This window comes from Halobacterium wangiae (genome assembly GCF_021249345.1).
Classification (GTDB): Archaea; Halobacteriota; Halobacteria; order Halobacteriales; family Halobacteriaceae; genus Halobacterium; species Halobacterium wangiae.
This window is the reverse complement of sequence record NZ_CP089588.1, coordinates 2522737-2536613: the sequence shown is the minus strand read 5'-3', so window position 1 is coordinate 2536613 and position 13877 is coordinate 2522737. Positions and strand designations below refer to the sequence as shown.

The 13877-nt window shown below is 67.9% G+C and carries 14 protein-coding genes; 8 read left to right on the top strand and 6 right to left on the bottom strand.

The features are described from left to right. Positions 1-27: 27 nt before the first annotated feature. The 3 genes from LT965_RS13370 to cyoE all read right to left on the bottom strand — a co-directional run bounded on the left by LT965_RS13370 (position 28) and on the right by cyoE (position 3547). Entirely contained in the window at positions 28-1395 is a 1368-nt protein-coding gene (locus LT965_RS13370; protein ID WP_232701325.1) for a M14 family metallopeptidase, read from the bottom strand. A 153-nt stretch (positions 1396-1548) separates the two neighbouring features. Beyond that, positions 1549-2202, bottom strand: coding sequence for a DUF7546 family protein (locus LT965_RS13365; RefSeq protein ID WP_232701324.1), 654 nt, complete (start codon positions 2200-2202; stop codon positions 1549-1551). Position 2203: 1 nt separating this feature from the next. After that, complete coding sequence (cyoE, locus tag LT965_RS13360) at positions 2204-3547, bottom strand: heme o synthase (protein ID WP_232703589.1); 1344 nt, start codon at positions 3545-3547, stop codon at positions 2204-2206. A gap of 160 nt (positions 3548-3707) precedes the next feature. Between cyoE and coxB the strand changes: the two genes are divergently transcribed. Then, positions 3708-4475, top strand: coding sequence for a cytochrome c oxidase subunit II (gene coxB, locus LT965_RS13355; protein ID WP_232701323.1), 768 nt, complete (start codon positions 3708-3710; stop codon positions 4473-4475). On the opposite strand, the gene LT965_RS13350 is transcribed toward coxB, so the two are convergent. Next, the gene (locus LT965_RS13350; RefSeq protein ID WP_232701322.1) at positions 4472-5308 is read right to left on the bottom strand and encodes a biotin--[acetyl-CoA-carboxylase] ligase; all 837 of its coding nucleotides are present in this window, start codon (positions 5306-5308) and stop codon (positions 4472-4474) included. The two genes, coxB and LT965_RS13350, sit on opposite strands and share 4 nt — an antisense overlap. A gap of 47 nt (positions 5309-5355) precedes the next feature. Beyond that, positions 5356-6213, bottom strand: a complete 858-nt coding sequence (locus tag LT965_RS13345) for a cytochrome c oxidase subunit 3 (protein ID WP_232701321.1) — start codon at positions 6211-6213, stop codon at positions 5356-5358. 99 nt (positions 6214-6312) lie between these two features. On the opposite strand from LT965_RS13345, the gene LT965_RS13340 reads away from it, so the two are divergent. The 7 genes from LT965_RS13340 to LT965_RS13310 all read left to right on the top strand — a co-directional run bounded on the left by LT965_RS13340 (position 6313) and on the right by LT965_RS13310 (position 11773). After that, positions 6313-7686 carry a hypothetical protein gene (locus LT965_RS13340; RefSeq protein ID WP_232701320.1) on the top strand — a complete coding sequence of 458 codons (1374 nt, stop codon included), beginning with the start codon at positions 6313-6315 and terminating at the stop codon, positions 7684-7686. A gap of 2 nt (positions 7687-7688) precedes the next feature. After that, positions 7689-7937, top strand: coding sequence for a DUF7410 domain-containing protein (locus LT965_RS13335; protein WP_232701319.1), 249 nt, complete (start codon positions 7689-7691; stop codon positions 7935-7937). Positions 7938-7993: 56 nt separating this feature from the next. After that, positions 7994-8356 (top strand): DUF7541 family protein, encoded by a 363-nt coding sequence (locus LT965_RS13330; RefSeq protein WP_232701318.1) that lies wholly within the window; start codon positions 7994-7996, stop codon positions 8354-8356. A gap of 41 nt (positions 8357-8397) precedes the next feature. Further along, positions 8398-8622 (top strand): DUF6684 family protein, encoded by a 225-nt coding sequence (locus LT965_RS13325; RefSeq protein WP_232701317.1) that lies wholly within the window; start codon positions 8398-8400, stop codon positions 8620-8622. 145 nt (positions 8623-8767) lie between these two features. Next, positions 8768-10501, top strand: coding sequence for a cytochrome c oxidase subunit I (ctaD, locus tag LT965_RS13320; protein WP_232701316.1), 1734 nt, complete (start codon positions 8768-8770; stop codon positions 10499-10501). A 174-nt stretch (positions 10502-10675) separates the two neighbouring features. Continuing rightward, a complete protein-coding gene (locus LT965_RS13315) occupies positions 10676-10969 on the top strand; it encodes a DUF7520 family protein (protein WP_232701314.1) in 294 nt (97 codons plus the stop codon). 57 nt (positions 10970-11026) lie between these two features. Then, on the top strand, positions 11027-11773 hold the full coding sequence (locus tag LT965_RS13310; RefSeq protein ID WP_232701313.1) for a GNAT family N-acetyltransferase: 747 nt from the start codon (positions 11027-11029) through the stop codon (positions 11771-11773). A gap of 45 nt (positions 11774-11818) precedes the next feature. On the opposite strand, the gene acs is transcribed toward LT965_RS13310, so the two are convergent. Next, entirely contained in the window at positions 11819-13801 is a 1983-nt protein-coding gene (gene acs, locus LT965_RS13305) for an acetate--CoA ligase (RefSeq protein ID WP_232701311.1), read from the bottom strand. Positions 13802-13877: the final 76 nt, after the last annotated feature.

The following is a 13877-nucleotide window of genomic DNA, read 5'->3' as shown; positions in this document are numbered from 1 at the left end:
GGACGGTAGCGTCCGCGTGTGCGGGGGTCAGCGCGGTGGCTGCTGGAGGTGCGGGTTGTCGAGGCTCTCGCCGGTCAGCGGGACGTCGAAGTAGTCCTCGACGTCGACGTCCGACAGGGTGCCCTCGGCGATTGCGTCGAAGGACTCGAGGAACCCGACCTTCGTCGCCTGCATCGCCTGCCCGAGTTTCATGTGGCCGATCATGTCCGACTGGTAGGCGACCTCGTACAGCATCCCCGCCGCGTCCGTGTTCGGTGTGAGCGCGTCGAGGTACGACCCCCACAGCGGGTAGTAGCCGTACCGCGTGATGCTGTCGAAGACGCTGTCGCCGCGCTCGGCGAGCGCGTTCGTGACGAGCGCGTTCAACTGGATGGAGCGCGTGCTCGTCTCCTCGTCGACGAACGGGTTGGTGAGGTCGATCTCCTCGGCGCCCGGGAACTGGAACGGTGACCGGTCGAAGTACGACGGCCCGTACTGCGCCATCACCGCCATGACGGTCTGTTTCGGCGGCTTGCCGCCAGGGCCGCCCGTCCCGGGCTTGAGGTTCGCGCCCATGTGGTGGTGCGTGATGGCGTAGTCCGGGTCGGCCTCGAGGTACGACCGCGTCACGGCGCGCACCTCGGGGGTCATCCGGAGGCCGACGTTCGGGAGCGTGTACCCCTCGTAGGGCATGTCCATGTACCAGTAGCCGTCGGACTCCGTCCACCAGCCCGCTTCGTCGTCCTCCCGCGGGTCGAACTCGCTCGGCGGCCGGATGTTGAAGTCGCGGTTCATGTCGTAGCCCGGCGTGTACCCCTCGGGGTAGTAGTAGTGGTACCACGGTTCGTTACGGGAGTCACCGGACTCCCACTCCTGGGTGTTGTACCGCCGCGCGACCCACTCCTCGCGGCCGTCGTCGTCGATGTCGTACTCGAACATCGCGCCGTCGGGGTTCACCCGCGGCACGATGGTGAACGAGAGTTCGTCGAGGAGGCGCTCGACGCGCTGGGACTCGCCGAGTGCGAGTTCCCGGACGACCTTCAGCGCGACCTCGGTGCCGACCGGTTCGTCACCGTGGATCTGCGTGATGAGGTGGATGCTCGTGTCGCCGTCGCCGACCTGGGCCTCCCAGATGGGGTCGCCGCGGCCCGCCGACTCCCCGATCTGCCGGAGGTCGAGGCGGTCGCTCTGGCGGTCGATCTTGGTGAGTTCCCGCGCGAGCTGGTCGTTGGTGTGGAGGCCGTTGAGGTTGATGGCCTGGAGGTCGCCGGGCCACGGCCCCCGCGGGACGTACTTCGGGTGGTCGTTCCGTGCGGCCGCGCTCGTCGCGCCGACTCCGGTGAGACCCGCGACGCCGAGCGCGCCGGTCGTCTTGAGGACGCTGCGTCGGTTCAGTCGAGGCGTGTCGTCGGTCATGGGTAGCAGGTCGGGGAGGCCGCGGCGTCTGCCGCCGCCTCCGTGCTCCGACCAGGCGACGGTCCCGACCCCACCCACATTGTAACGACCCGACTAACTAGTCGATATTACGTCGGGAGGGCGTGAAAATTGTCTGCCTGCCAGCCACCGGAGCTACCGCGTTGGCCGCCACACCAGCAGCAGCACCGAGGAGACGAAGACGGCCGTCGAGAGGCCGTACGGTTCGTTCTGCGCGAGGGTGGCGACTGCTGACGCGCTCCCGAACGCGCCCGTGAACACGGTCGCGGCGACGGGCCACGTGCAACTGACACAGGAGAACACCCCGAGCAGGCCGGCGACGCCCGTGCGCGCGGCGTCGAGCACTGTCGCCGAGACGAGGTAGGCGAGCGCCGCGTAGCCGATCACCTTGAACGGGTAGAGGCTCATCGTCACCGCCGTCCCGCTGTAGACCAGTGTCGGCCCCCAACCGGGGGAGAGCCACGCGATGCGCGTGCCGAGTCCGGCACCGTGGAACATGAACAGGCCGCCCACGCCAGCGAGCAACAGGAAGTACGCGACGCCGACGCCGAGCGCGGCGAGGCGGTGGTCGCGCGGCGCGTCCGGCAGGTCGACCTTCGAGACGCCCCAGATGGCGGCGTTGACCCAGACGAACGGGTACGCCAGGAACACGGGGTCGGTCGGCACCGAACTGGACAGCGCGAAGTACAACAGGACGAGCGCGAGTTCGCCGTTCAGGAGGAGCGCGGCGTACAGCAGTGTGCTGCGGTCGGGGCGGAACCGGGAGACGGAGACGTTCGCCGACGCCATCTCAGACCACCATCGCGTCGAGGACGACTGCGACGAGCAGGCAGCCGAGGTAGGCGTTCGACGCGTGGAACGTGCGCATCGCCGCCGAGCGGTCGCGCTCGCGGTGCAGTCGCACGGCGAAGTAGAGGAACACCGCGCCGAGTGCGACCGTCGTCCCGGCGAACAGCGCGCCCAGGTCGGTGAGCGCGGCGAGCGCCACCGCGGAGACGAGCGTCGCGCCGAGGTAGTAGACGATGTGTTTCCGCGTGGTAGCCTCGCCGCTCACGACCGGCATCAGCGGGAAGCCGCCGCGCTCGTAGTCGTCCTTGTACGCGAGCGCGAGGTTGTAGAAGTGCGCGGGCGTCCACAGGAAGATGACGACGGCGAGCGCGAGGCCCGCGACGCCGACGTCCCCGGTGACGGCCGCCCACCCGATGAGCGCCGGGAGCGCTCCCGCGGCGCCGCCGATGACCGTGCTCTGGCGGGTGTTCGGTTTCAACACGAGCGTGTAGATCACCGAGTAGAACACGATGGCGGTGAGTCCGAGGACGGCGGTGAGCGCGTTCACCGAGTAGAACGCGACCAGCGACGCCGCCGCGAGGAGGAGGCCGAAGGCGATCGCGTTCCGGATTGGGATGCGGTCGGTGGCGATGGGGCGGTCGTCCGTGCGCGCCATCTTCTTGTCCTTCTCGCGTTCGAGGACGTGGTTGAACGTCCCCGACGCGCCGATGGCGAGCACACCGCCGCCGAGCGTCCCGAGAATCGTCGTCGTCCGGAGCGCGGGACCGGTGGCAGACGGCGCAGCGCTGGCGGCCAGCGCCATCCCCGCGGACGCGACGAGACAGAGCAGCCACATCAGCCGCGGCTTCATCAGCCGGAAGTAGGCGTACGGCGTCGCGAGTGGTCCGGAGACCGGTGGCGCACTCTCGTCGTCGTTGCGGGGTTCGCCCTCCCACTCCGCGGACGGCAGGTGGCCGGTCTGGGCCTCCAGCGTCCACGCGAGTGCGAGCACGAGCGCGGCGAAGATGCCGACTCCCAGCGCCAGGTGGGCGCCGGCGAGCGCGGCGGACGCGCCGTTCGTCGCGGTGAACGCGCCGACCGCGACCTGCACGGGGTACGCGACGACGGCCGTCGTCGCGGCCGCTCGAACGCGGCGCGATTCGCCGCGGTACCACGCGAGTACGGCGACGGTGACGACGAGCACGCCGGTGACGAGGGCGGCGGTGCGGTGGCCCCAGACGATGGCCAGCGACAGCGAATCCAGCGCGAACCAGCGCCCGCCGCAGGTGGGCCACGAGCGGCACGACTCCGCCGCACCCGTCAGCGCAGTCGTCGCACCGACGACGAGCAGCGTGTACACGCCCATCGCGGCCGCGGCGAGCAGCGCGGTGAATCGGTCTGGTGTGTCCTGAGTCACGAACGTCCCTCTCTTCGGTGGGTTACGGTTGGGTGCACTTAGCCTGTCCGACTCGCGGACGGGTCGATTCAGCACCTATTTATGGACCCACTCCGAACTACCGGACAGCATGAGAGGAAAGCGGCTCGCACCCGTTCTCGTCGCCGCCGTCGGCTTCCTCGTCGCCTTCGTAGACCCGGTTGCCGCCTCGCAGTACCAGTCGGTGACCGAGGGACTCATCCGCGACCTCAACAGCATGATGCTCGCGGCCGCGCTCCCGATCACCCTCCTCGTCGAGGGGATCCTCATCTACACTGTCTGGAAGTTCCGCAACTCGGGGGAGGCGAAGCCGACGAAGGAGAACCGCCGACTCGAGATCACCTGGACCGTCGCCACGGCAGTCGTCTTGCTGTTCGTCGGCGTCGCCGCCTACGGCGTGATGGGACAGACCGCCGTCACCGCCACGCAGTCCGACGCGCAGGCGGCGATAGCCGAGGACGACACGGTCGTCGTCGACGTCACCGGCGTCCAGTGGTTCTGGAACTACGAGTACCCCGAGGAGGAGCTGACGGTCAGTTCCGGAGCCGCGACCGAGGGGGTCGACGTCGGTAACCAACCGATGGTCGTTCCAGTAGACACTAAACTAGTGATACGGACGACCTCCGACGACGTGATCCACGCGTTCCACGCGCCCGAGATCGGCCTGAAGGCCGACGCCAACCCGGGACAGACCAACTACATCATCACGGAGGTCACCGAGGAGGGGAGCTACCAGCTCTACTGTGCGGAGTTCTGCGGACAGGGACACTCCGAGATGCTCGGTGAGATCGTCGTCGTCGACCAGCAGACCTACGACGAGTGGGTCGAGGACCCCGAGAACACGACGATCGACGCCTAGGACCGACGCAGCCGCGCACACTCTCCTTCCGACAGTTCCACCCGCGAGTCGCCACGCTGGACGACGAGTGCACCGCGCTCGGTGACCGCGACCGCTTCCCCCGTCACTACGTCTCCGTCTCTGGTCTGGACACGCACGCGTTCGCCGAGCGTCGCGGCCCGCTCGCGCCACGCCTCGACCGCCGACTCGAAGCCGGCGTCGGATTCGACGCGTGCGACCCACTCCAGGAGTCGCTCGTGGAGCGTCGCCGCCACGTCCGTCATGTCGACGGTTCCCACCTCCTCGCGCAACGTCGTCACCCGGCGGTCGACGTCGAGCGCGTCGGCGTCCAGGTCTGCGTTGACGCCGACGCCGAGCACAGCGAACGAGAGCTCCGCGTCCGCCGGGTCGGTCCCGGGGAGCACCTCGTCGACGGGCTTGCCGGCCACTGGAACCTCGTCGACGACAGCCTCGGTGAGCACACCACAGAGCTTCGCGCGTTCTCCCTCGTCGTCGACGACGACGTCGTTTGGCCACTTCAGGCGCGCATCGACGCCGAACGCCTCGACGGTCTCGGCGGCCGCGAGGCCGCCCGCGAACGTGAGTCGGCCGACGTGGCTCGCGTCGAACGTGGGGCGAACGAGCGTGCTCGACCAGACGCCACCCGGCGGCGACACCCACACGTTCCCGGTCCGTCCGCGTCCCGCGGTCTGTTCGTCCGCGACGACGAACGTACCGTGGGGTGCGTCGTCGCGGCCCTCGGCTCGCGCGAGGTCGTTCGTACTCGGGCAGCGCTCGCGGTGGACGAGCGGGGCGTCCACGCGCTCGCGTAGCTCCGCGGGGTCGACTGTCATAGCGAGTGGTCGGCGGCCGGCGAGAAAAAGCCCGTGTTAGTCGGCCGTCAGATGTTGATGACGGCGCCGGCGTACAGCACGACGACGAGGAAGATCCAGACAGCGTCGACGAAGTGCCAGTACATCGAGACCGTGCTCACGGAGGTGTGGCGTTCCGCGGAGTACTGCCCCTTGAACGCGCGCCACGTGACGATGCCGATGAGGACGGCGCCCAGGGAGACGTGGAGCCCGTGGAGGCCCGTCAGTCCGAAGAACGCGCTCTCGAAGACGCCGCCGGAGAACGTCAGTCCCTCGTGGACGATGAACTCGTAGTACTCGTAGATCTGTCCGGCGATGAACACGGCGCCGAGCACGAGCGTCGTCACCAGCAGGCCGAGGAACCGCGAACGGTTGTTGTTCCGGAGCGCGACGTGCGCGTAGTGCAGCGTGAAACTGGAGATCACCAGGATGACCGTGTTGGCGATGACGAGCGCGCCGAGGAAACCCTCTGGCACGTTGGCGCCCGCCCACTTCCCACCCACGCGGATGAAGAAGTAGTAGACGAAGCCGGCGCCGAACGTCGCGATCTCCGTCCCGAGGAACAGGATCATCCCCCAGCGGAGTGCCTTGTTCTCGCCGGTCTCGCGGCTCCAGAAGTGTTTCACGAAGGCGTGGTACACCCAGCCGTACAGCCCAGCGAGGAAGACGAACGTGCTCCCCACTAAGACGGCTGGCCCCACGGTCGGGCCGACCAGCTCGCTGGACCCCTGTCCGAGGACGTACAGGGCGGCGCCGATGTAGAATCCCGAGGCGCCGAGTGCAGTAACGAAGGGCCACCAGCTGGCCTCACCGAACCCCTTCGGCCAGTCCTCCACGGCCGGTAAGTGGTGGCCGTGGTCGTCAGTCGAATCGTCCGCTACGCTCATACAATCGGCTTGCGGGGCGAGTACTAAAAACCCATCCAACTGCGTCCGCCCCGTCGCCGGACCGCAATCCTCAGGGGGAGCGGGTGACAACCACCGCTCATGTACCGTCGCGGGGCTCGCGCGCTGGGTGTCGTCGTCGGACTCGCCGCCATCTGCGGGGTGGCGCTCGCCCACGGCGGCACCCTCCGGGACGCCACCCAGCAGGAACTCGCCGTCCCGACGTGGCTGTTCCTCTCGACCGGGGGCGCCGTTGTCGGCGCGTCGTTCCTGCTGGCGAGTTTCGTCACCGACCGCGCGTTCGTCGCGGCAGTCCACGGCTGGACGCGCCGACTCCCCGCCCCGCGGCGCCTGCTCGCGTGGGTCGGTCGCGTCGCCGGTCTCGTCGGCTTCGTGGGTGTCGTGGTCACCGGCCTGTTCGGCCCCTCGGACTCGCTGCGGAACGCCGCCATCATGCTCGTCTGGGTGGGCTGGTGGGCGGGGCTCGTGATGGCGACCTACCTCGTCGGGAACGCGTGGCCGGCGGTCGACCCGTTCCGCACGCTCACCCGCCCGGTGGCTCGCGTCGCCCCGGAGCCGATCCGCGACCTGTCGCCGGGCCGCGCGGCGTGGACGAGCGCCGTCTTCCTGCTCGTGCTCGTCTGGGTGGAGGTCGTCAGCCCGCTCGCGGAGGACCCGCCGCTACTCGCCACCGCCGCACTGGGGTACCTCGCCGTCGCGACCGTCGGCGTACTGGCAGTCGGTCACGGGGAGTGGTTCGACCGGGTAGACCCGCTGGCCCGACTGTTCCGCACGTACGGCGCCGTCGCTCCCGTCCAGCGGACCGAAGACGGACTCCGGCTCCGGCTACCCGCGGCGCGGCTGACCGACAGCATCGTCTCCACGCCGGGAGACGTCGCGTTCGTCGTCGCGCTGCTGTGGGGGACGACGTTCGACGGCCTCGTCGCCACGCCCGCGTGGGCGTCGCTCGCGCGCGTAGTGGTCCCACTCGGTGTGCCCGCACTGGTGCTGTACCCCGCGGCGCTGTTCGTCGGCTTCCTCGGGTTCCACCGGCTCTACTGGTGGTCAGCGCACGCCGCCCGCGAGACCGCGCCGACGTACACCGACGCGCGAACCCTCGCCGTCCGGTTCGTCCCGTCACTGCTGGCCATCGCGGCCGGCTACCACCTCGCGCACTACCTCGTCTACTTCCTCTCGCTGTCGCCCGCGCTCGTCGGTGCGCTGTTAGCGCCACTGAACCCGCCGACTGCGCGGACGCTCGTGCTGCCCGGGTGGCTCTCGGCGGTCGGCGTCGCCGCCGTCCTGCTGGGCCACCTGCTCGCAATCTGGGTGGCCCACGGCACCGCCTACGACCAGTTCCCCGGACGCCTGCAGGCCATCCGGAGCCAGTACCCGCTCACGGCCGTGATGATACTGTACACGATGGCGAGTCTCTGGATCGTCGGCCAGCCGGAAGTCACCCCACCGTTCCTCTGACCATGCCCGACACACCACCAGACGCCGTCGAGTGTCCGCACTGCGGGGAGCCGTTCCACGACGAGCGCCTCCGGGACCTGCACCGCGGTCTGGAGCACTACGACGGTCTGGACGACGCCGAGCGGGACGCCTTCGAGGAGGCCTACCTCGCGGAGAACGCCGACCTGCGGTCGTTCCGCCTGCGCGCGCTCGCGGTGCTCGTGATGCTCTACTTCGGCTTCCTGATGGTGTACGCCGTCGTCACGCTGTGACTCGTCGGCACGCGACGAAGCGATGGCTTTCTAACGCGGCAGCGACAACCTCGGGTATGGCCGAACCAACGGAGCCAGGGTTGAGCGAGCAGTACACGCGCGCCAGTCCGTGGCCGATTCCGCTCGTGCTCGGCATCGTCACCTCCGAGATCGGCATCGTCTTCGACGGCCTGCTCCCCGTCGCGGTGGGTGGCCTGTTGCTGTTCGCGGTGAGCGTCGTCGGTATCCTCCGCGAGTCGGGGTTCTCGGACTCGCTGTGGAAGCCCGCGCTGGGCATCGCCGTCGTCTTCGGCGCGTTCGGCGTCGCGCTCTACACCGGCACGGCCGCCGAGGCCCGTGGACTCGCCCTCACCGGCAGCGCGGTGGTCGTCGCCAGCGGTGCGGTGGCGGCGTTCCTCTACGAGACCGAGCGGCTCTGAATCCTCAAGCTATATTTGTCCGCCCCTCTCTACCTCAGACAATGAACTCCAGCGTCTTCGACAAGGACACGCTCCTCGACCTGACGGTGAACATCGTTCCACTGTTCATCCTCGCGTTCTTCATCGTCGGCTACCTCGTCGTGAACCCGTGGGGCTTCGACAACCCGCTGCTGGTCGTCGTCTCCCACGGCCTGATGCTGTTCACGTTCCTCGCGCTCGCCGTCCTCACCTACGTGGCGGCCGTGAAGATCGAGGGCGGGGAGTAGCACGCACGGCATCCGCGAACAGACGGCCGGCCGTTCTCGTGACGCACTCTTGACGGGAAAGCCACTGCTGAGGCGACAGCCGATGCCGGGACGGGACCGCGACCAATCCTAAGCTTTCTTTACGGTCCGGACCTGACTGTCCTCCATGGCCACGTCATCACTCGTGCTCACCGTGCTGATGGGCGTCCTTCTCGTCGCCGTGGCCGCCTTCCTCGCGCGTCTGGAGGACTGGCGGTCGTACACGCCCCTCAGTGACGTCGGCGGTGCGTACGGAGAACGCGCCGAACACGGGCACGAAGAGAAACCGGGCGGTATCATCAGGTGGTTCACGACAGTCGACCACAAGGACATCGGCATCCTCTACGGCATCTACGGGACGCTCGCGTTCGCGTGGGGTGGTATCGCCGTCCTCATCATGCGGATCGAGCTCGTCGCACCGGGTGTCAACCTCGTCGACCCGCAGCTGTACAACGGCTTCCTAACCAGTCACGGCATCACGATGCTGTTCCTCTTCGGGACGCCGATGATCGCCGCCTTCGCGAACTACTTCATCCCGCTGCTCATCGGCGCCGACGACATGGCGTTCCCGCGCATCAACGCCATCGCGTTCTGGCTGCTCCCGCCGGGCGCCGTCCTCATCTGGGCCGGCTTCTTCCTCCAGCCGCTGGGGGTCGACCCCGCGGCGACGTCGTGGACGATGTACACGCCGCTGTCGATCCAGATGCCGAGTCCCGCCATCGACATGATGCTACTCGGTCTCCACCTCACGGGCGTCTCCGCGACGATGGGTGCGATCAACTTCATCGCGACCATCTTCAACGAGCGCGGCGACGACGTCGGCTGGCCCAGCCTCGACATCTTCTCGTGGACGATGCTCACGCAGTCCGGGCTCATCCTGTTCGCGTTCCCGCTGCTGGGGAGCGCGCTCATCATGTTGCTGCTCGACCGGAACTTCGGCACCACGTTCTTCACTGTCGGTGGCGGAGACCCCATCCTCTGGCAACACCTCTTCTGGTTCTTCGGTCACCCCGAGGTGTACATCCTCGTCCTCCCGCCGATGGGGCTGGTCAGCCTCATCCTGCCGAAGTTCGCGGGCCGGAAGCTGTTCGGCTTCAAGTTCGTCGTCTACTCGACGCTCGCCATCGGCGTGCTGAGCTTCGGCGTGTGGGCCCACCACATGTTCGCCACCGGCATCGACCCGCGCCTGCGGGCCTCGTTCATGGCGGTGTCGCTCGCCATCGCGATCCCCTCCGCGGTGAAGGTGTTCAACTGGATCACGACCATGTGGAACGGGAACCTCCGTCTCACCGCGCCGATGCTGTTCTGCATCGGGTTCATCCAGAACTTCATCATCGGCGGTGTCACCGGCGTGTTCCTCGCCGCTGTCCCCGTCGACCTCATCCTGCACGACACGTACTACGTCGTCGGACACTTCCACTTCATCGTCTTCGGCGCCATCGGCTTCGCGCTGTTCGCGGGGACCTACTACTGGTTCCCGATGATCACCGGCCGGATGTACCAGAAGAGTCTCGCGCACGCCCACTTCTGGACCGCGCTCGTCGGGTCGAACCTGACGTTCCTGGCGATGCTGTGGCTCGGCTACGGTGGGATGCCGCGTCGGTACGCGACGTTCCTCACGCAGTTCACGACCGGCCACCAGCTCGCCACCGTCGGCGCCTTCCTGATGGGCATCGGGACGCTGTTCTGGCTGTGGAACATGGTCACCTCCTGGATGGAGGGGGCGAAAGTCGACAGTGCAGACCCGTGGGACCTCGAGTCCACCGACCAGTTCACGAAGGAGTGGACCTGGTTCGACAACAAGCGCAAGAGCCCGGTCCCGGACGGCGGCGACGACGAGGAGCCGCAGTCCGCCGACTGACGCCGGACCGTCTTTTCTACGCGGTTCGCTACGCGAGGACGAGCACGAAGCCCGTGAGGAACATCAACACCGCGATCGCCGCAAGCACCAGCAGCAGTATCTCTTTGTCGTCCATGGTTCGGGGTTGGAAGTGACACCGCAAAAGGCTACTCACTCGGGTGCTTACCGACGACCGTGAGCGAACGCGAGGAGACAATCGGCCGCCGGGTCGTCGTCTGGATGTACGTGTCCGCCGTCGGCGTCGCCGGCGTCTTCGGCTACGTACTCGGAGAGATCGTCTACGGGAACGGCGGAGCGACCGGCCCGCTCGTGGAGGGCCCCCAGCCACAGTACGGCGCGATCGGCCCCATCACGTTCCAGTTGAACGGGCCGAACCTCGCACTGTTCGGCGTGGTGGCGGTGGGCCTCATGCTCGGAGTGGGCCTGGCAGCCATCGTCTACGTCTCGAATCGGGCGGAGACGGCGTGACGGCCGGCGGATACGCCGCGACTAACTATTTGTAGCCGGACGCCGATTGTAGCGTGTATGGACGTTCGAGAAGCCACCACTGCTGACAGGGACGGCATCCGGCGCGTGGCGGACGCGTCCCTGGAGGCCACGTACGCGGACGCACTGGGGGAGGACATCGTCAGGACGGCCGCCGAGGAGTGGTACCAGGACGAGCGGCTCGCCGACCGACTCGACGACGACGGCGTCCAGTACCTCGTCCTCGCGGACGGCGACGAGGTGGTCGCGTTCTCCGAGAGCGAGTTCGACGGCGACGCCGCGGCCGCCATCGAGTGGCTCCACGTCCACCCGGACTACCGCGACCGCGGGTTCGGGGTCCGGCTGCTCGAACGGACGGAAGCGGCACTGACAAAATCCGGCGCGAACCGCATCGAGGGGCGCGTGCTCGCCGCGAACGACGAGGGCAACCAGTTCTACCAGGCCCACGGCTACGCTCGCACCGGCGAGCACTCCGTCGACGTCGCCGGCAACGACTACACCGAACACCTGTACGTGAAAGTCCCCGGAGGCGGGTCGAGCGCCGAACTCACCGAACGGGTCGAGACCGCCGCGGGACCCATGTTCGTAGCGTTCGACGAGCGCGAGCGCGGGTCGAAGGCACCGTTCTACACGGCCTACCGGAACGAGAACCGGGAGAGCAAGTACGGGTTCTACTGCGCGAACTGCCAGTCCATCAACACGTCGATGGACTCGATGGGGCGCGTCCACTGCGAGGACTGCGGGAACCAGCGGAAGGCGACGCGCTGGGACTCCTCGTACCTGTAACACCCGTCGAACGTCCCTGGTCGGCGGCAGCGTCGCCGACCCGACTCAGTCCTGTACGGTGACCCGGATGTCCTCGACGACGTCGGGGTTGCGGAGCGTCGACGTGTCCCCCAGTTCCTCGTCGTTCGCGATGTCCTCCAGCAGGCGGCGCATGATCTTCCCCGAGCGCGTCTTCGGCAGTTCCGGGGTGAACACGACTGCCTCCGGGCGCGCGATGGGACCGATCGCGTCCTCGACGCCCTCGACGATCTCCTCGCGCATCTCCTCCGTGCCGTCGTAGCCGTCCTCGAGGATGACGTACGCGTAGACCGCTTCGCCCTTGACGTCGTGTTCGCCGCCGACGACGGCTGCCTCCGCGACGCCCTCGACGCCGACGATGGCGGACTCGATCTCCATCGTCCCGAGGCGGTGGCCCGAGACGTTGACGACGTCGTCGACGCGGCCGAGCACGGTGATGTAGCCATCGTCGTCGATCTTGGCGCCGTCCTCCGGGAAGTACACCCAGTCCTCGGAGTCCGTGGAGTCCGTGTCCGAGTACGTCGCCCAGTACTCCTCGACGAACCGCTCGTCGTTCTTGTAGAGCGTCCGGAGCATCCCCGGCCACGGTCTGTTCACGGTGAGGTAGCCGGCCTGGCCGCCCTCGACCGGGTCGCCGTCCATGTTCACCACGCGGGCGTCGACCCCGGGCAGGGGTTTCCCCGCCGACCCGGGTTTCATCGTCGAGACGCCGGGGAGCCCCGTGACCATCATGCCGCCCGTCTCGGTCTGCCACCACGTGTCCACGATGGGGCACGCCTCGTCGCCGACGTGCTTGTAGTACCACTTCCACGCGCGCGGATTGATGGGTTCGCCGACGGTTCCGAGCAGGCGGAGACTGGAGAGGTCATGTCTCTCGGGGTACTCCGCGCCCCACTTCATGAACGCGCGGATGGCCGTGGGCGCGGTGTAGAACTGGGTGGCGTCGTACTCGTCGACGATCTCCCACATCCGGTCGCGCTCGGGGTAGTCCGGCGTCCCCTCGTACATCATCGTCGTCGTGCCGAGCGCGAGCGGCCCGTAGACGATGTAGGAGTGGCCCGTGATCCAGCCGATGTCGGCGGGACAGAAGTACGTGTCCTCGGGTTTCACGTCGAGGACCGCCCGACTCGTCCACGTCACCCACGAGAGGTAGCCGCCGGTCGTGTGCTTGACGCCCTTCGGCTGACCCGTCGTCCCGGAGGTGTACATGAGGAACAGCATGTCCTCGGCGTCGCGGCTGACGGGGTCGACCTCCGTGCCGGCCTGTTCGTCGACGAGTTCGTCGTAGTCGTGCTGACTGTCCGAGAGGCCGTGGTCGAAGCCGTCGTCCCCGAGGCGGTCGACGACGACGGACTCCACGTCGTGTCCGACCGAGTCGAGACCCTCGTTGGCCTTCCCGAGGTGGTCGAGGGGGTCGCCGCGGCGGTAGTAGCCGTCGCAGGTGACGAGGTACTCGGAGTCCGCGGACTCCATCCGGGTGGCGAGCGCCTCCGCGGAGAACCCGGCGAAGACGACGGAGTGGGGCGCACCGATGCGGGCGCAGGCCAGCATCGCGATGGGGAGTTCGGGGATCATCGGCATGTACATCGTGACGACGTCGTCCTCCCCGACGCCGAGTTCCCGGAGTGCGGCCGCGAACTCGTTGACCTCCTCGTAGAGGTCGCGGTACGTGTACGTGCGGTTGGCCTCGTCGACCGGTTCGCCGATCCACTCGATGGCGACCTCGTCGCCGCGCTCGTCGAGGTGGCGGTCGATGCAGTTCGCGGAGGCGTTCAGTTCGCCGCCCGTGAACCACTCGTAGAACGGCGGGTCCGAGTCGTCGAGCACCTGGTCGTACGGTTCGTTCCAGTCGAGCAGGTCGGCCGCCCGCTCCCAGCAGTCGGGCCAGTTCTGTTCGAACTCCTCGTAGATGCCGGGATCCGAGACGTTCGCCTGCTCGACGAACGACGCCGGCGGGTCGAAGGAGTCCTGTTCGGCGAGGTGTGCCTCGAGTTCGGTGTTGTCGCTCATCAAGTGTACCATGGATAACCATACCAATAAGGATTCACCCCCTAACGAATCGGGCGACCGGACGCCCTCGGGTGGC